This is a genomic window from Nitratifractor salsuginis DSM 16511 (assembly GCF_000186245.1).
In the GTDB taxonomy this organism is placed as follows: Bacteria; Campylobacterota; Campylobacteria; order Campylobacterales; family Sulfurovaceae; genus Nitratifractor; species Nitratifractor salsuginis.
This window is the reverse complement of the sequence record NC_014935.1, coordinates 1885337-1907977: the sequence shown is the minus strand read 5'-3', so window position 1 is coordinate 1907977 and position 22641 is coordinate 1885337. Positions and strand designations below refer to the sequence as shown.

General features: G+C 54.5%; 23 protein-coding genes and 1 pseudogene. 19 read left to right on the top strand and 5 right to left on the bottom strand.

Annotated elements, in window-relative coordinates:
* Positions 1-17 precede the first annotated feature (17 nt).
* The 13 genes and pseudogenes from NITSA_RS09755 to NITSA_RS11810 form a co-directional block, all read left to right on the top strand.
* On the top strand, positions 18-1067 hold the full coding sequence (locus tag NITSA_RS09755) for a D-alanine--D-alanine ligase (protein WP_013554868.1): 1050 nt from the start codon (positions 18-20) through the stop codon (positions 1065-1067).
* 162 nt (positions 1068-1229) lie between these two features.
* The gene (gene ccoN / locus NITSA_RS09750; protein ID WP_013554867.1) at positions 1230-2696 is read left to right on the top strand and encodes a cytochrome-c oxidase, cbb3-type subunit I; all 1467 of its coding nucleotides are present in this window, start codon (positions 1230-1232) and stop codon (positions 2694-2696) included.
* Between the two features lie 11 nt (positions 2697-2707).
* Entirely contained in the window at positions 2708-3376 is a 669-nt protein-coding gene (gene ccoO / locus NITSA_RS09745) for a cytochrome-c oxidase, cbb3-type subunit II (protein ID WP_013554866.1), read from the top strand.
* Positions 3377-3386: 10 nt separating this feature from the next.
* Positions 3387-3599, top strand: a complete 213-nt coding sequence (locus tag NITSA_RS09740; protein ID WP_013554865.1) for a cytochrome c oxidase, cbb3-type, CcoQ subunit — start codon at positions 3387-3389, stop codon at positions 3597-3599.
* Positions 3600-4487 carry a c-type cytochrome gene (locus NITSA_RS09735; protein ID WP_013554864.1) on the top strand — a complete coding sequence of 296 codons (888 nt, stop codon included), beginning with the start codon at positions 3600-3602 and terminating at the stop codon, positions 4485-4487.
* A gap of 10 nt (positions 4488-4497) precedes the next feature.
* A complete protein-coding gene (locus tag NITSA_RS09730) occupies positions 4498-4758 on the top strand; it encodes a DUF4006 family protein (protein ID WP_013554863.1) in 261 nt (86 codons plus the stop codon).
* 122 nt (positions 4759-4880) lie between these two features.
* A complete protein-coding gene (locus tag NITSA_RS09725) occupies positions 4881-5462 on the top strand; it encodes a hypothetical protein (RefSeq protein WP_148224978.1) in 582 nt (193 codons plus the stop codon).
* Positions 5449-6000 carry a FixH family protein gene (locus NITSA_RS09720; protein WP_013554860.1) on the top strand — a complete coding sequence of 184 codons (552 nt, stop codon included), beginning with the start codon at positions 5449-5451 and terminating at the stop codon, positions 5998-6000. Before NITSA_RS09725 ends, NITSA_RS09720 begins: the two co-directional genes overlap by 14 nt.
* Positions 6001-6082: 82 nt before the next feature.
* Positions 6083-8446 (top strand): PD-(D/E)XK nuclease family protein, encoded by a 2364-nt coding sequence (locus NITSA_RS09715; protein WP_013554859.1) that lies wholly within the window; start codon positions 6083-6085, stop codon positions 8444-8446.
* A gap of 96 nt (positions 8447-8542) precedes the next feature.
* Positions 8543-11290: a RecB-like helicase gene (locus NITSA_RS09710; RefSeq protein ID WP_013554858.1), complete on the top strand. Its 2748-nt coding sequence runs from the start codon at positions 8543-8545 to the stop codon at positions 11288-11290.
* 306 nt (positions 11291-11596) lie between these two features.
* Positions 11597-12016 carry a 50S ribosomal protein L13 gene (rplM, locus tag NITSA_RS09705; protein ID WP_083799892.1) on the top strand — a complete coding sequence of 140 codons (420 nt, stop codon included), beginning with the start codon at positions 11597-11599 and terminating at the stop codon, positions 12014-12016.
* A gap of 1 nt (position 12017) precedes the next feature.
* Positions 12018-12407: a 30S ribosomal protein S9 gene (rpsI, locus tag NITSA_RS09700; RefSeq protein ID WP_013554856.1), complete on the top strand. Its 390-nt coding sequence runs from the start codon at positions 12018-12020 to the stop codon at positions 12405-12407.
* Between the two features lie 315 nt (positions 12408-12722).
* A pseudogene (locus NITSA_RS11810) lies at positions 12723-12905 on the top strand (IS1/IS1595 family N-terminal zinc-binding domain-containing protein); the annotation flags it as partial.
* A 464-nt stretch (positions 12906-13369) separates the two neighbouring features.
* Here the strand turns inward: NITSA_RS11810 and NITSA_RS09695 are convergent.
* Entirely contained in the window at positions 13370-13876 is a 507-nt protein-coding gene (locus tag NITSA_RS09695) for a general stress protein (protein ID WP_013554855.1), read from the bottom strand.
* Positions 13877-14054: 178 nt separating this feature from the next.
* Positions 14055-15545 (bottom strand): CYTH and CHAD domain-containing protein, encoded by a 1491-nt coding sequence (locus NITSA_RS10970; RefSeq protein ID WP_013554854.1) that lies wholly within the window; start codon positions 15543-15545, stop codon positions 14055-14057.
* 138 nt (positions 15546-15683) lie between these two features.
* Here NITSA_RS10970 and NITSA_RS09685 point away from each other — a divergent pair, with 138 nt between their 5' ends.
* Positions 15684-16064 (top strand): permease, encoded by a 381-nt coding sequence (locus NITSA_RS09685; protein ID WP_245526299.1) that lies wholly within the window; start codon positions 15684-15686, stop codon positions 16062-16064.
* A complete protein-coding gene (locus NITSA_RS11195; protein WP_013554852.1) occupies positions 16061-16582 on the top strand; it encodes a permease in 522 nt (173 codons plus the stop codon). The genes NITSA_RS09685 and NITSA_RS11195 overlap by 4 nt, the downstream gene beginning before the upstream one ends.
* Here NITSA_RS11195 and NITSA_RS09680 read toward each other — a convergent pair.
* From NITSA_RS09680 to hemB, 3 genes are all read right to left on the bottom strand, one after another.
* Positions 16488-17900 carry a diguanylate cyclase domain-containing protein gene (locus NITSA_RS09680; protein WP_169308543.1) on the bottom strand — a complete coding sequence of 471 codons (1413 nt, stop codon included), beginning with the start codon at positions 17898-17900 and terminating at the stop codon, positions 16488-16490. The genes NITSA_RS11195 and NITSA_RS09680 overlap by 95 nt on opposite strands.
* Before the next feature lie 219 nt (positions 17901-18119).
* Complete coding sequence (gdhA, locus tag NITSA_RS09675; RefSeq protein ID WP_013554850.1) at positions 18120-19481, bottom strand: NADP-specific glutamate dehydrogenase; 1362 nt, start codon at positions 19479-19481, stop codon at positions 18120-18122.
* Positions 19482-19695: 214 nt separating this feature from the next.
* Positions 19696-20664 carry a porphobilinogen synthase gene (gene hemB / locus NITSA_RS09670; RefSeq protein WP_013554849.1) on the bottom strand — a complete coding sequence of 323 codons (969 nt, stop codon included), beginning with the start codon at positions 20662-20664 and terminating at the stop codon, positions 19696-19698.
* 74 nt (positions 20665-20738) lie between these two features.
* Between hemB and ribA the strand changes: the two genes are divergently transcribed.
* The 4 genes from ribA to NITSA_RS09650 all read left to right on the top strand — a co-directional run bounded on the left by ribA (position 20739) and on the right by NITSA_RS09650 (position 22640).
* A complete protein-coding gene (ribA, locus tag NITSA_RS09665; protein WP_013554848.1) occupies positions 20739-21305 on the top strand; it encodes a GTP cyclohydrolase II in 567 nt (188 codons plus the stop codon).
* 93 nt (positions 21306-21398) lie between these two features.
* On the top strand, positions 21399-21998 hold the full coding sequence (rsmG, locus tag NITSA_RS09660) for a 16S rRNA (guanine(527)-N(7))-methyltransferase RsmG (RefSeq protein WP_013554847.1): 600 nt from the start codon (positions 21399-21401) through the stop codon (positions 21996-21998).
* A 48-nt stretch (positions 21999-22046) separates the two neighbouring features.
* Positions 22047-22385, top strand: a complete 339-nt coding sequence (locus NITSA_RS09655; protein ID WP_013554846.1) for a TraR/DksA family transcriptional regulator — start codon at positions 22047-22049, stop codon at positions 22383-22385.
* Positions 22386-22397: 12 nt separating this feature from the next.
* Complete coding sequence (locus NITSA_RS09650) at positions 22398-22640, top strand: PP0621 family protein (RefSeq protein ID WP_013554845.1); 243 nt, start codon at positions 22398-22400, stop codon at positions 22638-22640.
* Position 22641: the final 1 nt, after the last annotated feature.

Genomic DNA, 22641 nt, shown 5'->3' with positions numbered 1-22641 from the left:
GAAAGAGGTATCGTGATATGAAAATCGCCATTCTCTTCGGCGGCTCCAGTTATGAACATGAGATCAGCATCGTCAGCGCAATTACCCTCAAAAAGAGTTTGAAGCGAAATGAACCGCTCTTTATTTTTGTCGACAGCGCCCGGGAGTTCTATCTCATCGAACCCGAAAAGATGAAATCCAAGACGTTTAGCTCCGGTGAGTACAAAAAAGCCAAAAAGCTCTCCCTGGAAAGGGGAGGCTTTTCGATGGCAGGAGGATTGTTGGGAGGCCGCAAGCCCCTTGAATTCGATTGCCTGCTCAATCTCATTCACGGTCGGGACGGTGAAGACGGCAAGATCGCCGGAATGATGGAGTTTTTCAGGATCCCTTTTATCGGTCCGAGGTTGGAAGCGTCGGTGATGAGTTACAGCAAGCTCAATACCAAGCTCCTGGCCCAGGCACTGGGAATTTCGGTTTTGGAGTATGAGCTGCTTCGAAAAGAAGGGCCCCGGAAGCTCTCCCGACTTGAATATCCGGTCATCGTCAAGCCGGTACACCTTGGCAGCTCCATCGGGGTCAGTATCGTTCGCGAAGCTTCCCAGCTCGATTATGCTCTCGATGTGGCTTTTGAATTCGATGATTTGGTGATTGTGGAGCCCTTTGTGGAGGGAATCCGGGAGTACAACCTCGCCGGCTGCAAAACCTCCGCCTGGGAACTCTCACTGATCGAAGAACCCCAGAAAGAGGAGTTCCTCGATTTCGACAAGAAGTACATGGACTTCTCCCGGGATACGCGGGTGCAGGAGGCGGTGATCGACGCCCCGCTCAGGGAGCGTCTGGAAACGGCTTTCAAAAATATCTACGATCCTCTTTTCCTCGGGAGCCTGATCCGCTGCGACTTTTTCGTTGTGGAGGAGAAGGTGTATCTCAATGAGATCAATCCGATCCCGGGGTCGATGGCTCATTACCTCTTCGATGATTTTGAAGGGATCATAGAGCGTTTGGCGAAGAATTTGCCGAAAGAGAAGAGTATTCCCGTCGATTATCGCTACATCCACTCGATCCAGAGTGCCAAAGGGAAGGCGTGACAGGGCCCTTCCCTCCTAAAACTTATACATAAATTAAAAATATAATCTAATTATCCCCTCCGAATAAAATCCTTCCTGTTTAAGTTTTTTTATAGCTATGAGCGCCTATAATATGCCGTTACCGTTACATCGTCGTAACAAAATCTTATTTAGGAGGCTTGTATGCAGTCTAGTGCAGCGCTGGAATATGATTATTCCGTTGCCAAACTCTACATGTGGACCGCGGTCATTTTCGGTATTGTCGGAATGACCATCGGTGTTCTGATCGCGTCTCAATTGGCGTTCCCGGAACTCAACTATCTTTTCGGTGAGTACGGGACATTCTCCCGCCTGAGACCCCTTCACACCAACGTGGTCATCTACGGATTTACCGTCAGCGGGATCTTCGCGTCGTTCTACTACGCCGCGCCCCGTGTTTTGAAGGTATCCTTGGGTGAATCGAAGCTTCTCAAAGGCCTGGGTTACCTGCAGTTCGGTCTCTATCTGATCGCGGCGACCTTCCTGGTCATCAGCCTGGCGATGGGAATCACCGCTAGCAAAGAGTACGCTCAGATGGAATGGCCTCTGGATGTCCTGATCGTCGTGATCTGGGTTCTCTGGGGAATTATTATGTTCGGCCTGATCGGTATGCGCCGTGAAAAAGCCCTCTACATTTCCATGTGGTATTACATCGCTACTTTCCTCGGGGTAGCGATGCTCTATCTCTTCAACAACATGGAAGTTCCCACCGTCTTCTTCTCCGGCGGACTCGGTCACTGGTATCACTCCGTCTCCATGTATGCCGGAACCAACGATGCATTGGTGCAGTGGTGGTGGGGTCACAACGCGGTGGCCTTCGTCTTCACCGTGCCCATCATCGCAATCATCTACTACTTCCTGCCCAAAGAGTCCGGACAGGCTGTCTACTCCTATAAGCTCTCTCTGCTGAGCTTCTGGGGACTGATGTTCGTCTATCTCTGGGCCGGTGGTCACCACCTGCTCTGGTCCACCGTTCCCGATTGGATGCAGACCATGGGTTCTGTCTTCTCTGTCGTACTGATCCTCCCCTCCTGGGGTTCTGCGATCAACATGCTGCTGACAATGAAGGGTGAGTGGAATCAGCTGACCGAGAACCCCCTGATCAAATTCATGGTTCTCGCCTCCACCTTCTATATGCTTTCGACTCTGGAAGGTCCCATTCAGGCGGTCAAGTCGGTCAACGCGATCGCTCACTTCACCGACTGGATCCCCGGTCACGTTCACGACGGTGTTCTGGGATGGGTTGCCTTTATGATCTTTGCGTCGATGATGCATGCGGCTCCCCGCGTCTTCAAGCGTGAAATCTACAGCAAGTCTCTGCTTGAGGCTCAGTTCTGGATCCAAACGACTGGTGTTGTTCTCTACTTCACCTCGATGTGGATCGCCGGAATTACCCAGGGTATGATGTGGCGTGCAGTCGATGAGTACGGTAACCTGATGTACAGCTTCATCGATACCGTATCCGTTCTGCACCCCTACTATACGATTCGTGCAATCGGTGGTCTGCTCTATTTGATCGGTGTGTTCATGTTCGCTTACAACTTCTTCATGACAGCGACCGCAGGACGCAAACTCGAGCAGGAGCCTCAGTTCCGCTCCCCTATGGCCTAAGGAGGTAAAGAATGTTTCATTGGTTGGAAAAAAATCCCTTCCTCTTCTCGGTAGGGGTCTTCATCGTTATCGCGTTCGCGGGACTGGTAGAGATCCTGCCTGACTTCGCCAAAGCGTCTCGCCCTATCGTCGGGCTCAAACCCTATACCGTTCTGCAATTGGCCGGTAAAGAGGTGTATAAGAAAGACAACTGCATCGCCTGCCATTCGCAGCTGATCCGTCCTTTCAAAGCTGAGACTGACCGCTACGGTAAGTATTCCCTCTCCGGAGAGTATGCCTATGACCGTCCCTTCCTCTGGGGATCCAAGCGGACCGGTCCCGACCTGCACCGTGTCGGTAACTACCGGACACCCGAGTGGCATGCCAACCACATGTGGGATCCCAAATCGGTCGTTCCCGCGTCGATCATGCCCGCGTATAAGCATCAGTTCAAGAACATTGCTGATCTCGAGACCGCTTATGCGGAAGCCGTAACGGTCAAGAAGGTCTTCAATACTCCCTATGGCGATGATATTCAGCCCGGCAAAGCTGCCTTCGAAAAGTATTACAAAGAGAAGGCCCTCCCCGAAGCGCTCAAGATCGCCAAAGAGATGAAGAACAAAGAGGTTCTCGCACAGGTCCAGCAAGGTAAGATCCCCGAGATCGTCGCCTTGATTGCCTACCTCGAACGTCTGAAGTAAGGAGTCTGCGGTGACATTGACCGAGTTGCAGGGTTACGCCTATTTCTTTCTCACGGTTTTCCTGGTCGTGATTCTATATGGTTATATCCTGCATCTCTACCGCAGTGAAAAGAAGGGTGAAGCGGATTATGAAAAGTACGGGAAAATGGCGCTCGACGACGAGCTCCACGACAAGCCCGTCGAAGCGAATCCCAAAGTTATGAACGAAAAGAAGGAGCGTTAAATGAATTCATTCATTGTCAAAGGGCTGGTGCTCGCCGGGGTATTGATCGTGGCGACGCTGGTGGTGATCAAGCAGATGCATATCGATCTGAGCGATCCGGTCAACCTGATCACATTCCTGGGTGCTGTGGCCATTGCCGTTCTGACCTTCGGGGTCGGAGCGAAATATATGGCTCAGATGAAGACCGATACCGCCAGTGGAGAGCTGGCTGAAGAGAACTGGGACGGTATCGGTGAGTATAAAAACGAACTGCCTTCCGGTTGGGCTTGGTCTTACGTAGGTGTTATGATCTGGGCGATCTGGTATTTCCTCTGGGGATATCCCCTCAATGCCTACAGCCAGATCGGAGAGTACAACAAAGAGGTCAAGAACTATCAAAAGAAGTTCGAAGCAAAATGGAAAAACCCCTCTCCCGAGGTCCTCAGAGATATGGGTGAGTCGATCTTCCTGGTCCAGTGTGCTCCCTGTCACGGTGAAACCGGTGATGGTTTGGACGGTAAAGCGCAGGATTTCACCAGCCGGATGACCAAAGAGCAGATCCTGGCTGTCATCAAAAGCGGCCAGCATCAGTTGATGTATCCTCTGGGTGCCATGCCTGCGGGTATGGCTTCCGGGAAGCAGGCTGAAGAGGTTGCCGCTTGGATTGCCGGTGGAATGAAGGGTAAAGCGCCCGCTACCTGGGCGACCTGTGCCGGTTGCCATGGTCAGGACGGTAAAGGTAACGGCGGCAGCGCACCCGACCTTGCCGAATATGACGAGACACTGGTCAAGCATGTTCTCAAGCACGGTAAAAAGGGTATCATCGGACAAATGCCCGCCTTCCCCGGACGCTTCACTCCTGTCCAGGAGAAAGCGCTGGCAGCTTACCTGAAAACATTGAAACAGTAAGGAGCGTATCATGGCAGCAACAGAAAATACCAGCCGCAATATGTGGGGAATCAACGGGATCGTTGGAATGCTGATCGCTACGGCGCTCCTGCTGAGCATCCTGGCCTTCCTCGTGACCAAGGCTATCGAAGTGGAGCGCGCACAGTCGACTCATTATTACGACCCCACTCCTCTGTGGAACAGTCTGGATAATGTGAAGATGATCAGCAAAGACAATGCCAAATTCAGCTTTGTCGATGCGAAACCTGCTCAGAAAGGGGAGAAAAAATGATCAAGATTATGGATAAAGTTATCGGATGGATGATGGTTCTCCTGGCGATCATCACACTGTGGGCGGTTCTGACTCCCAATCACCTCTACGTAGGTTAATCATTCATGTTTCACACAGCAAGGGTGACCTTGCTCGTGTTTCTTCTCACTTTTTCACTCTCAGCCCAATATCTCATCAATGACCATTTGATCTCACCCAAAGCAGGGGATGTGATCGAAAAGATCGGTCAGGAATTGACACAGAAGACCGGATTGAACGCTTATGTCATCGCGAGCAACGATGTGCTGGACAAACGTGGCAATCTCTACGAGTATGTGAAAAAATACGAGAAGGAGCTGAACGAGCCCTGGGTCGCCATTCTTTTTCTCCCCAATAATAAGCGTTTGGGGATACTCGTCTCCGATCCGAGTCTAAAAAAAGCTTATGATCCTTCCGAGGTCAAAAAGTATGCCATCGATATTCTGGGGAGCGCCGACAGCAACTCCGTGCAATCGAAATACGATGTAGCGATGGTCCAAGCCTATTCGGAGCTGGCCGATGAATTGGCAGCCTCCAAAGGGGTCAAGCTCAAAAACACCATCAAGGACCAGGGGCGTTGGATTATAAAAGTTATAACCTGGCTTGTCTATTTAGGAGCCGTTTTGGTTTTTTGGGTATATTTCGGGCGACCACTTTATATGAGGATACGCCATGGCAAACAATAGTGACAAAGGTAAATATTGGCCCTATATGATCCTGGGCTTTCTGGCCATCGGGATTACGTTGGGCTATTGGACTGTCAAGCATGCCATCGGTATGCCGGTGCACGAGTCCAATGAGTATATGCTCAAATACCAGACGGCCGAAGAGGATGCCAATGAGATCATCAAAGCCCAGCAGCGTTTCGATAGCCGTTACAATCTCAAGCTTGAAGGTCTGAAAGCTTCGGATTTCAAACCCAAGCATCTCAAGCGTAAGCACGCCCAAATCGTCGCTTTGAACCGGGAGAACAGCTTTGCCTATGTGGTAACCGACAAAGCGGGTAAGCCGGTAAGCGACGCCAATGTTTCTCTGCTGGTGACCCGCCCTTTTACCGAAAAAGAGGATCAACATTTCGATTCCATTCCCTATAGAGATGGTCACTATCCCGTCGATCACCTGAGCCTCAAAAAACCCGGGCGCTATATCCTGCGTGTTCGGGTCCAAAAGGGCGATGCCGTTGGCTTCCGGGATACCGAAGCCTACCTGGCTCCCAAAAAATAGGGCAGGTCACCTTAGGGGGAATCTGCCGCGACGCCTCTTTTTTCTACTGCTATAATAATCCCCAAAACCCCAAAGAATCATCATGTCACTTTTGAAAATATACCCCACGGCTCGTGCCATACGTGAAGAGCTGTCCCATTGCCGGACCGAGGAGCGTTTTCTGCCTCAGTTGATGAGGATGGATGAGTTTATCAACCGCCTGGTACGGGTGCCTGGGCGTCGGGCGGCAGAGGGGAGCGAGCGGATCTTCTGGCTCAGGGAGGCGGCGGAGTTCGACGGCTTTTCGCGCCTGAGCCGTGATCGGGAATTGATCCGCTTCTTCACCCGAAGCAGCGATTTTTTCCGCTTTTTCGAAGAGTTGGCCTGGGAGCAGGTGCCGCTGGAGCGTCTCGACGAGGCGGATGCCTATGCGGAATATGCGGAACATATCGAGCTCCTACACACACTCAAAGAGCGCTACCGGGCGATCCTGGATCGGGAATCGGCCTATGACCGGATCTTTCTGCCCGAGCTCTACCGTTTCAACGAAAGCTTTTTGGGTCAGTGGGAGCGGGTGGAGTTGCACCTGGAAGGGTATCTGAGCCGCTTTGAGATGGAACTGCTCACCCAGGCGGCGAAAAGGGCGGAGCTGGAGATCTCCTGGCGCAGCACCCCCTATAATGAGAAGATGCGACGGCGCTTCGCCGATGTGGGTCTGGAGCTTCCTGCTCAGAGCCGCCTTCGCTTCAGTCTGAGCCGGGAAGAGGTTTTGGAGGCAGAAAAAGATCCCCTGAAGATCGATGCGAGGGTCCTGGCGGTGCAGGAGCGCTACGAGCAGGTGGCGGTGGCTTTGGCGGAGATCGAAGGGATGGTGCACCGCGGGATTTCTCCGGATCGGATCGCTCTTGTCTTGCCCGATGAGGGGTTGATGCAGATCTTTGACCTCTATGACCGGATGGACAACCTCAACTTCTCTATGGGATATGACTATCGTGACCGCCCCGAATACCGCCTGCCCGCGGCGTTGCTCGAATCCTGGAACCGTCCGGATGAGCCCGAATACCGTCGCCGGCTTGCCCATTACGGCTTAAGCCTCGACGTTTTGGGCTCTTTGAAGGCAAGTGAACGCTGTGGTGTGGACGGATTCCTGGAGCGTTTTGCCGAAGCGAAAATCCCCGGATTCGAACTCCCCGAGCCGGGCCGGGAACCCCGCCGGGAGGAGGAGCCCCTTTGGGAGTTGAGGCATCGTTTCCAAAAGCTCAATGCCGGCCGAACTTTGAGCCTGAAAGAGTGGCTCTTTCTCTGGCTCGAAGAGGTGGGGGCGCTTCGCCTGGACGATGTCCGTGGCGGAAAAGTGACGGTGATGGGGGTGCTGGAGACGCGGGGCGTGGCCTTCGACGGTGTGGTGATCGTCGATTTCAACGAAGGGGTCGTGCCGGCGAGCAGCGGCAAGGACCGCTTTCTCGACAGCCGGGTGCGCCACTTTGCCGGCTTGCCCGACCGCCGGGATCGGGAAGCGCTTCAGAAACACTACTACGCCCGGCTTCTGGAGGGTGCCAAAGAGGCGGTGATCCTCTATGCGACGGGTGAGAACCGTTTGCCGACCCGTTTTCTCTATGAACTGGGCCTCGAAGAGGGGCGGGAGGTCGCCGCCCCCCGCAAGCTGCTCTATGACCACAGTCCTCTCCCTGCAGCCGACGCCGACCCGGTGGTGGAAGCCTTCGACCCGACGCAGATGCGTTGGTCGGCCAGCCGCCTACGTACCTGGCTGGAGTGCAAAAGACGTTTTTATTACCGTTACATCGAGGGGCTGGAGGAGAAAGAGAGCGAGGAGCTCAATGAGGGCTTGTTTCTTCACCGGGTACTCGAAGGGCTTTTTCGTGAGCGGGACCATTACGACGATCCGGAGCAGATGAGTCGGGAGTTCGCGATCTTGGCGGCGAGAGAGCTGGAGCGTCACGGCAGTGCCGGCCGCTATATCCTGGCCTACTGGAAGCGAAAGCTGGAATCCTACTTCCGAGAGGAAGCGAAGCGCTTCACCCAGGGCTGGCGGGTCGAGAGCATTGAAACGGCGGTGGAGGGAGAGATCGACGGGCTGCGTTTCGGCGGACGGATCGACCGTATCGACCGCCTCGGGGAAGCACGGCTGGCCCTCGACTACAAAAGCGGCTCCATCAAAGAGGCCAACCGAAAAAGTAATCTCGACAAGCTCACCGATTTTCAAATGAGTATCTACGATCTATTGCTCCGCAGCCGTTTCCCGGAGCTGGATCTGGCTTTCGTGACTCCGCTGGATGGAGGATCTTTCGTCCCCGTAGCGGCACTGGAGGAGAAGAATGTTCTGCTGCTGGAGCATCTGGGGCAGTTGAAACAGACCTGCTCCTTCGTCGCCGAGCGATGTGAAGATCTCAAGCGCTGTACCTGGTGCCCCTATCAGCTTCTTTGTGAACGGGGAGAATATCTGTGATAGTGAGGAGTGAGGAGTGAGTAACCGAGGAACCGAGCAATGAAAGCTCTCAACGCTCAACACTCAAGACTTAACACTCACAATAGAGGAGTCACTATGGGATTTCAACCTTTTCTGGCCCTTTCGGCTTCGGCGGGGAGCGGCAAAACCTTTGCCCTGAGTGTGCGCTATGTGGCGCTGCTTTTTCTGGGGGAATCCTCCTCGTCGATTCTGGCGGCGACCTTTACCAACAAAGCGGCCGCCGAGATGCGCCACCGGGTCGTCGAGGCGCTCCGAAGGCTCGATGAGGCTGACTTCGCTCCCTTTCTCGGGGAACTGGCCAAACAGACGGGTCTGAGTCCCGATGAGATTCTTGCCAAGCGACCGGGGGTGCTGCGGCGTTTTTTGGACAGTCCGACCCATATCGTGACCCTGGACAGCTTTTTCGTCTCCGTTTTGAAGGCGGGGGCGCTGGAGATCGGGCTCGATCCCGGCTTCGTGACCAAGGAGGAGGCCTCCGTCGGTTTGCAGGAAGCCTTTTTGGAGGAGCTGGACCGGGAAGGGATGCTGCCCGTACTGGTGGAGCTGGCGATTCAGATGGAGCGGCGCCGGGTCGAGGGGATGACGGAGAGTCTGGCTTCTCTTTATGCCCAGGACCCGCTGCTGCCGCCTTTCCCCGAGGGGGACGGGACGTTGCGGGGGCTAGAGGGGGAGATCGAGGCGCTGAGGGCTTCTCTATACGAACGGGTACAGCAGGTAGGGGCCTCCGCTACGGCGGTGCGCAATTTCGCTCCTGCTACGGTCGCCGAGCTTTTCGCCAAATCAGTTTTCAATCATCCCAGCCTCGAAGAGCACCGCAACTACCGCAAGTATCTCCCGAAGGATCCCAGGATCGAGGAGGAGTATCAGCAGCTCAGAACCCTTCTTGGCCGCTGGGCGGCGGCGAGGGAGCGGGCGGTGCTGCACCGTCTGGGACGGCTCTACGACCACTACCGCAACACCCGCATCTCCCGGGCCAAAAGCCGCAATATGCTGGACTTTGACGACCTGGGCTATTTCGCCTACCGCCTCCTCTATGAGAGCCTTTCCAAAGATCTCCTCTATTTTCGCCTCGACAGCCGCTTCCGCCATATTCTCCTGGATGAGTTTCAGGATACTTCGACGCTGCAGTTTCTCCTCCTCAAACCGTTGATCGACGAGATCTTCGCCGGGAAGGGACAGAGCGATTTTCGCACTTTCTTCTATGTGGGGGATACCAAGCAGTCGCTGTACCGCTTCCGGGGCGGGGTAGAGGAGCTCTTTGACCGGGTGGCCGAACATTACGGTATCGAAGTGAATCCTTTGAGTCACAACTACCGGAGTGCCAAAGGGATCGTGGAGAGTGTCAACCGCTGGTTCGCCGAGGTGATGCCGGGCTATCTTCCCCAGATTCCCCAGAGTGGGAAGGAGGGGTATGTGGAGGTCCTGGAGGCGGAGGAGCCTTTGGCCGAGGCGACCGCTCAAGCCTTGAGGCTCATTGATGCGGGGATCGATCCGGAGCGCATCGCCTTTTTGGTGGCGACCAACAAGGAGGGCAAGGAGCTTCAGGAGCGCTGTGTGGAGGCGGGGATCCCGACCGTGCTGCAGACCAGCTCGTCGCTGCGCACGCTGCCGCAGATCGCGGCCCTGGTGCGGATGGCGGAGCATCTCTACCGGGAGGAGGCGCTGGATGCGGAGGCGCTGCTGCGGCGCAGCGGGCGCAAGGAACACCCCGACCTGGGATGGTACCGCCCTTCGATGCGCCCTGTGGAGGTGCTTCATCGTTTGCTGGAGAGCTATGCCGCCTTCGACAACGACCCCAATTTCCTCAGGCTCCTGGAATTCGCCGCCGGCTACGAGTCTTTGCCGGAGTTTCTCGAAGAGTTCGAAAGCAGCCGCATCGGCGTCGCGCCCCATACCCTTCGGGGGGCGAGGATCCTGACCATTCACGGCTCGAAGGGGTTGGAGTTTGATTATGTGATCCTCCTGGATCGCAGCGGCCGGGGAAGTTCGGAGCGGGATGCTCTGATCCCCCGCTACAATGAGAATCTGCATATCGAACGCTTCTTCTACCGGATCAGCGGAAGGGAGCGCTTCGACGAAACTTACGCCGAGCTGCTGGAGGAGCGCAAAGCGGCGGCGGAGAAAGACCGGCTCAATCTGCTCTATGTGGCCCTCACCCGCGCGGCTGAGGGGATGATCGTGCTCAAAAAGCCCGAGCAGTCGATCTTCGAGCCTCTGGGGATGGTGCCGATGAGACGGGGAGAGTTGCCGAAAATCGAAGATGAAAGCAAGGTACAAGAGGAGGCACCGAGGATCCCCGATGTGGTCCTGAGCCGTTACGGACGGCAGGAGGAACCGCCCACTTCGGAGGATGAGGGGGAGGGGCCCGATTATGAGGCGATCCTCTTCGGGACGGCGCTGCACTATGCCCTGGAGATGATGGAGCCTTTCGGCCCGGAGGGAATCGAGGGAGCTCTGGATGCGGTGCGCAACCGCTACGGAGCGCAGCTGAGCGAAGAGCAGATCGCCGCCATCGCATCCCGGATGGAAGCCCTGATGCAGGATGAGCCTTTCACGCAGATGCTCCGCGGTGCCCGGATCCAAAAAGAACAGCCTCTGGCCCACCGGGGCAAGCTTCTGCAGATTGACCTGCTGCTCGACTATGGGGATCGTTTCCGGATCCTCGACTACAAAAGCTCCCGGAAATTCGCCGAGCATCATCGCCGGCAGCTTCGGACCTATATCGAAGCGGTAGAGTCGATCACCGGCCGTCCTGCCGAGGGGGCACTGGTCTATCTGACGGAGGAGGGAGTGGAGATTGAGGGATTGGGAATGGAGAATTGAGAATGGGAGAAGATGGATTTGATAATGAGTAACCGAGCAATGAGCAACCGAGTAACCGAATAATTGAGAATGATAGATTTTAAATTTTAGATTATTGGAGTAATGTTTCCCAACGACCAACGACCACTGACTCCAATTTTTGCGACTTGAGGGGCGAAGCCCCGTGCTTGGGACTTGCGACCCCAAAATAACAGAGAATATTCCTTAAAAATTACTGAAATTTAGTTGATTTTAAGGATAAGACCCTATAATCCCGCTTACCAAACGGTTCGTCCGTGGAAACCAAACAAGGAAACGATCATGAAAATGACAAAAGTCGTCAAGCCTCATGAAGTAGAGCGCGACTGGCATCTGATCGATGCGGAAGGCAAAACCTTCGGCCGCATCCTGACCGAAGCCGCCACCTACCTCCGGGGCAAGCACAAGCCCTCTTTCACCCCCAACGTCGACTGCGGGGACTATGTGGTCATCATCAACGCCAAAAAGGCGAAATTCAGCGGGAACAAGCTGGATGACAAAGAGTATTTCCGCCACAGCGGATACTTCGGAAGCACCAAGAGCAACAAGCTCTCCGATATGCTGGAAAACCACACCGAGAAGCTCTACCGCCTGGCGGTCCGCGGCATGCTGCCCAAGACCAAGCTGGGGCGCCAAATGCTCAAGAAGCTCAAAGTCTATGAAGGCGCCGAGCATCCCCATACTGCACAACTGAACAAAGGAAAGTAAGATGGCGACAGTCTACGCAACCGGTAAAAGAAAAACGGCAATCGCCAAAGTCTGGCTGACCCCCGGCAATGGCGGGATCATCGTCAACGGCAAGAGCCTCGACGAGTGGCTCGGCGGTCACGAAACCCTCAAGATGAAAGTCCGCCTCCCCCTCGAAGCGACCAAGCAGCTCGAGGCGGTCACCGTCAAAGCGACCACCCTCGGCGGCGGATACAGCGCCCAGGCCGATGCCCTCAAGCACGGTATCTCCAAAGCCCTGGTAGAGTATGAACCCGCTTTCCGTGCCATCCTCAAGCCCATGGGCCTGCTCACCCGGGATTCCCGTGTGGTCGAGCGGAAAAAATACGGAAAGAAGAAAGCCCGCCGGAGCCCTCAGTTCTCCAAGCGTTAAGCCTTCTTTTCGGAGAGCCCATACGGCTCTTCACGACTCCTCCGATTTTCATTTTCCTCTTTTATTTTCCAAATACTTTTAGCGACCGCAACGTGATACGATAAAGCATAGATCGCTATGTCTTATCGGGATGTTCCAAATGCTTGTTGGAAAGTCAAATCTATCGTTGAAGGCGTTTAAGTTCCGTATCGCCAGTGTTGTCAGAAATTTTGAGTTAAAGCGGTTTTTCGGGTTGCTAAAAACCTTTCAGAACTTCGGTAATATGGTTGATTAAAAGGACTTTTTTACAGATGGTTTGTAAAAAAGTGCCCTGTATGTGGTTCAAAACAGACTAAAAAGAATGGGAAAAGAGGTGGAATTCAACGCTATTTTTGTCTCAGCTGTCAGCATAGCTTTTCTTCCCGTAGACGTCAATCCCGGATTCAAAAACAGCTCTTTACCGCCTATTTCTATGAGCACCAAACCTTAAAAGTATTATCCCGGATCTACCACCTATAAAACTCATCCACACCTTGGCATTCCCAACACAACCAACGCTTTAGATGGAGGACTCTTCTCTCCTCTGAAATCATTGATGAAAGTCCATAGGGGTATCGGAGACTCCATGAAGAAAAAACTTATCTCTGATTTCCTGGAAAAAGCCATGAAATAGCAACCCGAAAACCCGCTTTAAGTCGAAATTTTGGAATAATTGGATCCGACCCAAACAGGGCCGTTTCAAAAGGAGGGAATGAATTCATTCAAAAGGAGGAAAAATGAATTCGATGGTCGGTTGGTATCGCGTTGTCAGCCGGAAGCCGACATTGGAAGTATGCCTTCCAAAGTATAACCGAAGTTAAACGAGAAATTTTCTTGATTATCTCGGTAGTTGAATAACTACTTGTGATTTGCAGAATATTATCAGATTATGGTTGTGCCCATTCAGACCCTATTATTGAAGAGGGGTGACGAGCCGGTACCGGCTACTTGACCTCAACCTCTTCAGCCGAAAGGGAGCGGAGGGTTTCGCCTGCATCGGCGGTTTCCTGCACATTGCCCTTGACAAAGACGATGACTTTTCCCTGCTCGACGAGGTCTTTGTAGTGTTCCGCTTTTTCGCGGCTGAGGCCCCATTCGACTAGGCCATCCACCAGACCCAGTGCCGTGGCTCCGGCGACCGCCCCACCTACCAGGCCCGCCAGTGATCCGGCGATGGTCCCGGCCCCGGCGATGGGCCCGATACCGGGAATCACGAAGAGGGCACCGCCGACCAACAATCCCAGCAGACCGCCCCAGAGACCTCCCTGGGCTCCCCAGAAGAAGACATCGGCTTCGACTTTGCTTCGGACCTCTTCATCGACCTTCTCTTCGTTGGTTTTACCGATGATGGAGATTTGGTGCTTGTCGACACCCTCTTTGATAAGAGTGCGGACTGCCTTGTCGGCCTCTTCGATATTGTTGAAAACTCCTACTGCGAAATGATGAGTCATAATCTTTTCCTTTCTATAAATTGTTAATTTGGATGCCGTAAGGGCATTGACTCCTTTATTGTAGCACTTTTGGAACAGCTTATAGATAGCATAAGATAGCCTTTGGTTGGCAACATTATCACCTGCTGCGGTACTGGGAAAAGCGATTCTTCCAATCTGCGTTCCCTCAAAAATGGATTCAAAAACGGCAGATCAGCCGATGAAAGTATCGCTTTTTCTTCCGAAAACCCCGGAAGGATTTTCGAAACTCTTTTCTCTTCTCCTTCGCCAGCTTCTTCATTATTTTTCCGAGTATGGAGAGTGTTTTCTGAACTTCATGGTTTTGAAGATCGGGTGCGGAGGCGAGCTTTTGCAGCTGCGCTCGCTGCGTAACGAGATCCTGGTGATCTCCCAGGATCGTTTGGAATCTCTTGAGCTCTTTGAGGAGGAGCCGGTAGCTCTTCTCCTCGAAAATCGGGCTGAAAAATTCCAGGAGATAGCGAAGCTTTTTCACTTCGATCCGCTCTTTATGGTAGTCGTTGGGAGCAGAATCTTTGTCGAGTTGAGCCCCCCGGGTGAGGACCCGACGGTAGCCTCTTTTGACTCGGGCTTTTGCCGGAAAGACGATCGGCAGGCCGGCGTTCTCCGCTTGCAGCTCCTCCATCGTCTCCTTTCGGGCAAAGTCCCGGAGAGCTTGCAGTTCCCTTTCAAGAACCTCGGAGCTCAAAAAGGTTTCCAGAGAGCGCTGCGATGCCTCCTCTTCCTTTTGGAGATGGGCTTCGAGCTTTTTCAGGCCGGGGTGACAGGCTTTGGGGAGTATTCGACGGTATGCGTCGATGTGTCGGAGCAGGACATCGATCTCTCGTTTGTCCGCCGTGGCTTTCATCAGCCGCGCCAGCGCGGCGCGGTGCTCGGACAACCATTCGGGATCGAAGAGCTCTTTCATTTGGCTCAGAAGTGCCCGAAGTTTGCGTAGCGCCACCCGGAATTGGTGGAGCCGCTCGGGATCGTGGTCACCGGAGAGGATGGCTTCACGATTGGCTTCGAGGCTTCGGAGCAGAGCGTAGATAATCGTTTTGATCACATTTCCTGTCGATTCGAAAGGGTGGAAGCTCAAGCTCACCGAGGCATTGAGCCGTTTCTCTCCGAGCCCGTCTACCTGTTCTCTCAAGGTCGAGAGGTCGCTTTCGATCGAGGGGATACGCATCTGCCGGGAGAGCGATCCGTTGGTGAAACGGGGATCCTCCGTGACTTCGCCGAGGCAGAGGGCGGCGAAGGGCTCGGGGAGGCAGAAGAGCCTGGCGCTTGTTTCATCGGGAAATTCGACCTCCAGGACATTGAGCCCTTTGAGGGATCCTTTGAAGTGGTCCAGCTCCCCCGTCCACCGGCCGAGTCGGAAAATGTAGCGGTCTTTGCGCAGTACCCCGCCCCGGTTGCGCCGCAGGGCTTCGCGGTAGCGGGCTTCGTCGATCGTCTCTTCGCTCTCTTCCCGTACCAGCCCGCTGCCGCTTTTGCGGGTGTGGATGAAGCGCTCGCCGATGCGGCGGTAACGCTCGATTCCTGTTTCGGAGCTCTGCAGATAAAATTGCTCGATAGGAATTTTGCGGTAAGAGATACCGTGCTTTTTCAGAAAGCGCTTGAGAGAGCAGGGAGGCAACAGGAATTTTCGTTCAATCTCGAGATGCTTCATAGTTCAATGATAACACACCTTTGCGATTCGAGGGGAGAGTGATTTTCAGTAGAATGAGGCAATTCTTTTTGGGAGGCTGAAATGGGGGACGTGAAGCGAAAGCCTTTTACTAGGATGCTCAGGGGTGCCGCAATCTCTATGATCTCTATGCTTCCGATGATCCTGGCGATCGTGGGGTTGGTGGGGCTTTTTCAAAGTTACATCACCCAGGAGATGTTCGCTTCGGTCTTCGACGGCAACGCGGTGCATGATACCCTGGCGGGGACTTTGGCAGGGATGATCGCGGTAGGGCAGGCGGTCGTGAGCTACATTCTGGGCGGGGAACTCCTGAAGCAGGGGGTGAGCCTCTATGCGGTGACCGCATTCATCTTGGCCTGGGTGACTCTGGGAGTGGTGCAGCTGCCGATGGAGGCGGAAGTCCTGGGGCTTGGCTTTACGATCCGGCGTAATCTTTTGGCTTTCATTTCGACGTTGCTGGTTTCGGTGATGACGGTTTGGATTCTGGAGCTTTGGCGATGAGCGAAAAGCGAAGGAAATTTCGCTGGAGGGGATTGAGACTCCTGGGCGGAGTGGTTCTGCTCTATCTGTTACTTTGGCTGGCGGGGAGTCCGGGGGTAGGGCCGGCGCTGCAGAAGACAGGCCACATTCTGAAAATGCTCCTGCCTATTCTGGCGGTAGCGGTTTTTCTCGCAGCCCTTATCAATACCTGGCTGAACCCCAAGGCTCTGGCACGGCACCTGGGGGAAGAGAGCGGTTGGCGGGGATGGCTCATCGCTTTGGGGGCCGGGGTGCTGAGCCATGGCCCGATGTATGCCTGGTATCCCCTGATCGAGGATCTGCGCCGGCACGGGATGCGCGACGGCCTGGTGGCCGCTTTTTTCTATGCCCGGGCGATCAAGGTGCCGCTTCTGCCGATGATGGTGGCCTATTTCGGGCTCGATTTCACGATTGTTTTGACACTTCTGACCCTGGGAGCTGCATGGCTGCAGGGGATGGTGATGGACCGTTGGACTCTCCGGAGCTTATCTGAGCGATGAAGTAACGGTTCCTTCCCTCTTTTTTGGCCTGATACATAGCCATATCCGCAATGTTCAGGAGCTCATCGGTATTGTGGATTTCGGGTGTGACGAACACCGCGCCGATACTGGCGGTGACTATGCAGCGGAAACCTTTGATGTAGAAAGGCTTGGAGAGGGCTTTGAGTATTCGGTCCAGGACTTTATGCAACTGGTCGATGTGTTGCAGACGAGTGATCAGGAGGATAAATTCATCTCCGCCGAGACGGATCAACTCGTCATATTCCCTCAGATTGTGTTTGATACGATGGGTGACTTCTTTGAGGACCAGATCCCCGATAGCGTGGCCATAGGTATCGTTGATCGATTTGAAATGGTCGAGATCCAGATAGCAGAGGGCGAAAAGAGTCTGATGGATTTGCATATCCTGGAAGCATTGGGTGATTTTCGTCTCGAGATGCCGCCGATCCAATGTTCCGGTGAGGGGATCGAAATAGGCGATCTGAAGCTCTCTGACCGCTTCCTGTCTCTCGCGAAAAACGGTTCCGAAGATCAGAATGAGGATGGTTGTACTGAAGATGAAGAGATCCAGGTCGAAAAGAGTGTTGCCGAGCCCAGATGCCCCGGCGAAGACGCCTCGGCCATAGTGGATCAGTATCAGGCTGCTTAGATTGAAGGCGAGAGCAGCCGTCAGGGCGTAGGGCAGGTTCACGGCACTGAGGCCGAGAAGAAGCGGGAGGATGATCAGCAAAAGCAGGGCTGGGCTCTCGATCCCCATAGCTGTTTGTAAAACGAAGTTCAATCCTGCCGCCACTCCTGCGACGAGAAAGATCTCCAGGACTTTGGGACGGGGGCGAAGGGTGTAGATCATCAGCAGAAGCGGCGTCAGAAGCAGTTGCCCGACGGAGTTGCCGAACCACCAGTAAAAGAGGTCGAGGTGAAAGTAGCGGTTGCTGCTCTCCCCGGTGAGATAGAGGACCCCGTTGCCCAACAGTGCACTGAAGGGCTGGAGAATGAAGAGAATCATCCCGATGAGGATCAGAATATCTTTCAGGCGTCTCAGATGGATATCCAGTTTCCAGCGTTCGGCAAGGAGGTAAGCCAGGAGTGCTTCGGCGCTGTTGACCAGCGCGACACCCAAAGAAGCGGATAAATGGAGTCCCGAGTCGAGGGCGAGAGCGAATTGCCCGAGGAAAATACCGGGAAGAATCCGCGGTCCGTAGATCAGGACCGCCGCCAGGGCCAAGCCCTCCGGCAGAAAAGCGGTGAGGGTGACGATCTTGTCCTGGTAGAAAAAAGCGAAACTGAATTTTCCTCCGGCGTAATAAAGCAGTGCCAAACAGAGATTATGGATCCAATCTCTTTTATTATTGAGAGAAAAGGAGAAGAGTCGCTTTTTCACGGGAAACATTTTTCAGCCAGCCAATCATTTATACAGATTTATATTAAAAGTAAATAACAATTAACTCCTAATATTGTATCGTAAGTATTTGTTGGGAACAAAGCAAAAGAGGTAATGAAGTTCTCGTCGTGACAGGGGGATGGGAAGAAGCGGGGCTTAGACCGCTCCCTCGTCGATCATCGCGTCGGCGACCCGGCGGAAGCCGGCGATGTTGGCTCCCATGAGCAGGTCTCCTTCGTGGCCGAATTCCCGGGCGGTTTCGTCGGCTGTCTCAAAGATGCTTTTCATAATCCCGAAGAGTTTGGTATCCACTTCGGCGAAACTCCAGCGCTGCATCGAGGCGTTTTGGGCCATCTCCAGCTGACTGACGGCGACACCGCCGGCGTTGGCCGCTTTGGCGGGGCCGAAGAGCACTCCGTGTTTGCGCAGATACTCCAGGGCGTCGGGAGTGGTGGGCATGTTGGCCCCCTCGTTGACCAGTTTGCAACCGTTTTTGACCAGATTTTTGGCATCCACGAGGGTCAACTCATTCTGGGTCGCACTGGGGAAGGCGACGTCACAGGGGATCGACCAGACGGCGTGGCCCCCCTCGGGGTATTTGTGGATCGGAATGTAGGTGGCGTCGGGGTGGAGCTGGGCATACTTCTCCAGCGATTCCCGGCTCACTTCTTTGATCGCTTTGAGGGTTTTGACGTCGATCCCTTTGGGATGATGGATCGTTCCCCGGCTGTCGGAGCAGGTGACGGGGGTCGCCCCCATGCTTTTGAGCTTTTCGATGGTGTAGATTGCCACGTTTCCCGCTCCCGAGACACAGCAGGTTTTGCCTTTGAGCTCGTCACCGTGACTGTTGAGAATGTGCTCGGCGAAATAGACCGAGCCGTATCCGGTCGCTTCCCTGCGGCCGAAGGAACCGCCCCAGCCGACCCCTTTGCCGGTCATCGCCCCTTCGAAGGAGGCGGTGAGGAGTTTGTATTGTCCGAAGAGATAGCCGATCTCACGGGCGCCGACCCCGATATCTCCCGCGGGGACGTCCCGGGTGGTCCCAATGTGGCGGTAGAGTTCGTTCATAAAAGCTTGGCAAAAGCGGTTGACTTCGGCGTCGCTTTTGCCCTTGGGGTCGAAGTTGCTCCCTCCCTTGCCGCCGCCGATCCCCAGGCCGGTGAGGGCGTTTTTGAAGATCTGCTCGAAGCCCAGGAACTTGATGATTCCCAGATTGACGGTGGGGTGGAAACGCAATCCTCCTTTGTAGGGCCCCAGGGTCGAATTAAACTGGACCCGGTAGCCCAGATTGGTTTGAATCTTCCCCGCGTCGTCGATCCAGGTAACCCGGAAGATGATGGTGCGCTCGGGTTGGACGATCCGTTCGAGGATGGCGTAATCGCGATACTTCTCCTCCTCTTCGAGAAGGGGGGTGAGGCTCTCGAAGACTTCCGTCGCCGCCTGGTAGAACTCATTCTGTCCGGGAGAGCACTCCCGGATGAATTTCAGGACATCGTCAATGTACTCTTTGGCGCTCATTTTATGGTCCTTTCTTTGAGGGTCGCAAGTCGCAGGCACGGGGCTTTGCCCCTCACGTCGCAAGAGTTTTTTGTGTTACGTGTTATGTGCTAAGTGTTAAGTATTGAGTGCTGAGCGTTGAGAAGTTTTGTCGCCCAATGACTCACTATTCCTTTAATCCAAAATCCAAAATCTAAAATCCATCATCTTCCATCCTCCATCTTCAATTTTCCATCTATTTCAATAGTGCCGCTGCCTCTTTGGCATGGTAGCTGATGATGAGGTCGGCTCCGGCACGCTTGAAGCCGAGCAGGGTCTCCATCATCACCCGTTCATAGTCGATGACCCCGGCTTTGGCGGCCATCTTGAGCATAGAGTATTCGCCGCTGACATTGTAGACGGCCAGAGGCAGACGGCTCGCTTCGCGAATGTCACGGAGGATGTCCAGATAGGCCAGGCCCGGCTTGACCATCAGGATATCGGCGCCCTCTTTCTCATCTTCCAGGCTCTCCAGGATCGCTTCGCGGCGGTTGGCGGGGTTCATCTGGTAGCTGCGTCGGTCTCCGAAGCTCGGAGCGCTCTCGGCCACATCCCGGAAGGGGCCGTACCAGGCGCTGGCGAATTTGGTCGAGTAGCTCATAATGGGCAGATGCTCGTAGCCCGCTCCGTCCAGTGCTTCGCGGATGGCAGTGATCATCCCGTCCATCATTCCGCTGGGGGCGATCATATCCGCACCGGCTTTGGCGTGGATCACCGCCTGTCTGCCCAGGTTGACCAACGTCGCATCGTTGTCTACGGTTTCGAGGACCGGGTCGAGGATGCCGCAGTGGCCGTGGTCGGTATATTCGCAGAAGCAGAGATCGGTAATGATGAAGAGGTCGGGATGGGCGCTCTTGAGGGCCCGGAGGGCGCTGGCGATGATGCCGTGCTCGCAGAGGGCGTCGGAGCCCACGCTGTCTTTGACGTCGGGGATGCCGAAGAGGATCACCGCTTTGAGGCCGAGGTGCTTGAGCTCTTCGCACTCCCGGATCGCTTCATCGATGCTCAGCTGGTACACTCCGGGCATAGAAGCCACTTCGTTGCGGATCCCTTCACCGCTTCGGATGAAGAGAGGGTAGATGAAATCGTCGGTGCTCAGATGGGTCTCCTGGAGCAGATCCCGCAGGGCGGGGGAGAGACGGCGTCGTCTGAATCGGGTGAACATGAAGCATCCTTTCGCGCTTTTTAGTGAATTTTACTCGTTTTTGTCTCTGGGGAGGCTTGGGGTATAATGCCCCCATGAAAAAAATCGATATTTCACAGATTGCGACCTTGCCGACACGGCACGGAACATTTAAAATCCAGGCATTCCGGGAAGGGGACAAGGAGCATTTGGCCCTCTTTACCGATCCGCTCCCGTCGATCCCCCTGGTGCGGGTCCACTCCGAGTGCTTGACCGGAGATGCCCTGGGATCGCTCAAGTGCGATTGCGGTGAACAGCTCCAGGCAGCGTTGAAACAGATCGCCGAAGAGGGGGGTATGCTCATCTATCATCGGCAGGAGGGGCGCAATATCGGCCTGCTCAACAAAGTCAACGCCTATGCCCTCCAGGATCAGGGTCTCGATACCGTGGCGGCCAATCATCAGCTGGGCTTCGCCGCCGATGAACGGACCTATGAGATCGTCGAAACGATCCTGGAGCATTTCAGGATCAGGCAAATGCGTCTACTGACCAACAACCCCAGAAAGATCGAATCCCTGAAGGGTGTGGAGATCCTGGAACGGGTTCCGCTGATCATCGAACCCAATCCCTACAATGAAAAATATCTGCGGACTAAAAAAGAGCAGATGGGACATCTTTTATGATGGAAGATTTGATGATGAGTAACCGAGTAACCGAATAATTGAAAATAGAAGAATGGGAAGATTTTGGATTTTGGATTGAGAGAGGATTCGTGAGTGGGGAGTGAGAGTCTGAGGGTAGGGCTTGTGAAAGTCGGTTTGGAGCTGGATGAGAGAGTTCTGGAGCGGCTGGAGCATTTTACGGAGCTGTTGCTGGAGTGGAACCGGGTCCATAATCTCACCGGAGCCAGGGATCGTAGGGAGATCGAAGCGAATATTCTCGATTCCCTTGTTCCTCTGAGTTTTGTATCGAAGCCCGATTCGCTCCTGGACGTTGGCACGGGAGCGGGATTTCCGGGCCTGGTGTTGGCGGCAGCCTGGCCTGAAATCCCTACGGTGCTTTGTGAACCCTTGAAAAAGAGGGCTTCCTTTTTGCGGATCGCGGCATTGGAGATGGGGTTGGAGAGGGTGGAGGTGGCCCGCAAGCGGGTGGAGGATCTACAGCATGAACCTTTCGGGCTCATCTCGTCCCGGGCGGTGACCGATACGGGGCTTTTGCTGGAGTTGACACGTCATCTGAGTGACGAGCGGACCCGGTACCTCTTTTACAAAGGGACCCGGGTCGAAGAGGAGATCGCCGAATTGCCCGAGACTCTGAAAGCGGAGATCATCGAGCGACCGCCGCGACGCTACCTCTACCTCCAGCCCGCCGCTTAGGCAAACGTGTTATCATTCATAAAACACACCTTGTAAAGGACGATATAGATGAAAAGAAACGATCTTGATTTGGAACATTTCAAAAAACTGTTGGAAGAAGAGCGCGAACGGCTTCTGCGTGAGATCGACGCGGTATCCAACGATACCCAGGCATTGGATGTCGCGGCCAGTGAGGCGGAGGATCGGGGGGACATTTCCGAGATCGATGCCGAAAATGCCATCGATCAGAAACTTCTCGATGATCTAAAAGCCCAACTCGAAGAGGTCAATGCGGCTTTGAAGCGGATCGCTGAGGGGACCTACGGGATCTGCGAAAAGACAGGGAAACCCATTCCCGTCGAGCGTCTCGAAGCCTATCCCGCCGCCCGAACCCTGGCCGATGTCTAAGCGTGACCCTCGATGTGGTTGAAACTGCTGATCATCGGCGCGATCCTCTACGGCCTCTACCGCCTGACAGGAGGAAGGATCCTACCCAAAAGCGGAAGCGGATCTTCTGCCAAGGCAAAGGGGAAAGATCCGGTGGAGTCGGGAGAAGAGCTGGTGGAGTGCAGCAAGTGCTCTACCTATGTCGTGAAGAGAGAAGCGATTCTCTTCAAGGGGAAATACTACTGCTCGGCAGAGTGCCTCCCTTCAAAACATTAGA

Excerpts from the sequence above, each read along its gene's own strand:
- NITSA_RS09655 (WP_013554846.1), top strand. The coding sequence starts at position 22,047 with ATGAAAAGAAACGATCTTGATTTGGAACATTTCAAAAAACTGTTGGAA.
- NITSA_RS11195 (WP_013554852.1), top strand. The coding sequence starts at position 16,061 with ATGAGCGAAAAGCGAAGGAAATTTCGCTGGAGGGGATTGAGACTCCTG.
- NITSA_RS10970 (WP_013554854.1), bottom strand. The coding sequence starts at position 15,545 with ATGAAGCATCTCGAGATTGAACGAAAATTCCTGTTGCCTCCCTGCTCT.
- ribA (WP_013554848.1), top strand. The coding sequence starts at position 20,739 with ATGAAAAAAATCGATATTTCACAGATTGCGACCTTGCCGACACGGCAC.
- NITSA_RS09735 (WP_013554864.1), top strand. The coding sequence starts at position 3,600 with ATGAATTCATTCATTGTCAAAGGGCTGGTGCTCGCCGGGGTATTGATC.
- rpsI (WP_013554856.1), top strand. The coding sequence starts at position 12,018 with ATGGCGACAGTCTACGCAACCGGTAAAAGAAAAACGGCAATCGCCAAA.
- NITSA_RS09730 (WP_013554863.1), top strand. The coding sequence starts at position 4,498 with ATGGCAGCAACAGAAAATACCAGCCGCAATATGTGGGGAATCAACGGG.
- NITSA_RS09720 (WP_013554860.1), top strand. The coding sequence starts at position 5,449 with ATGGCAAACAATAGTGACAAAGGTAAATATTGGCCCTATATGATCCTG.
- NITSA_RS09685 (WP_245526299.1), top strand. The coding sequence starts at position 15,684 with ATGATCTCTATGCTTCCGATGATCCTGGCGATCGTGGGGTTGGTGGGG.
- NITSA_RS09755 (WP_013554868.1), top strand. The coding sequence starts at position 18 with ATGAAAATCGCCATTCTCTTCGGCGGCTCCAGTTATGAACATGAGATC.
- ccoO (WP_013554866.1), top strand. The coding sequence starts at position 2,708 with ATGTTTCATTGGTTGGAAAAAAATCCCTTCCTCTTCTCGGTAGGGGTC.
- rplM (WP_083799892.1), top strand. The coding sequence starts at position 11,597 with ATGACAAAAGTCGTCAAGCCTCATGAAGTAGAGCGCGACTGGCATCTG.
- gdhA (WP_013554850.1), bottom strand. The coding sequence starts at position 19,481 with ATGAGCGCCAAAGAGTACATTGACGATGTCCTGAAATTCATCCGGGAG.
- ccoN (WP_013554867.1), top strand. The coding sequence starts at position 1,230 with ATGCAGTCTAGTGCAGCGCTGGAATATGATTATTCCGTTGCCAAACTC.
- hemB (WP_013554849.1), bottom strand. The coding sequence starts at position 20,664 with ATGTTCACCCGATTCAGACGACGCCGTCTCTCCCCCGCCCTGCGGGAT.
- NITSA_RS09650 (WP_013554845.1), top strand. The coding sequence starts at position 22,398 with ATGTGGTTGAAACTGCTGATCATCGGCGCGATCCTCTACGGCCTCTAC.
- NITSA_RS09715 (WP_013554859.1), top strand. The coding sequence starts at position 6,083 with ATGTCACTTTTGAAAATATACCCCACGGCTCGTGCCATACGTGAAGAG.
- NITSA_RS09710 (WP_013554858.1), top strand. The coding sequence starts at position 8,543 with ATGGGATTTCAACCTTTTCTGGCCCTTTCGGCTTCGGCGGGGAGCGGC.
- NITSA_RS09695 (WP_013554855.1), bottom strand. The coding sequence starts at position 13,876 with ATGACTCATCATTTCGCAGTAGGAGTTTTCAACAATATCGAAGAGGCC.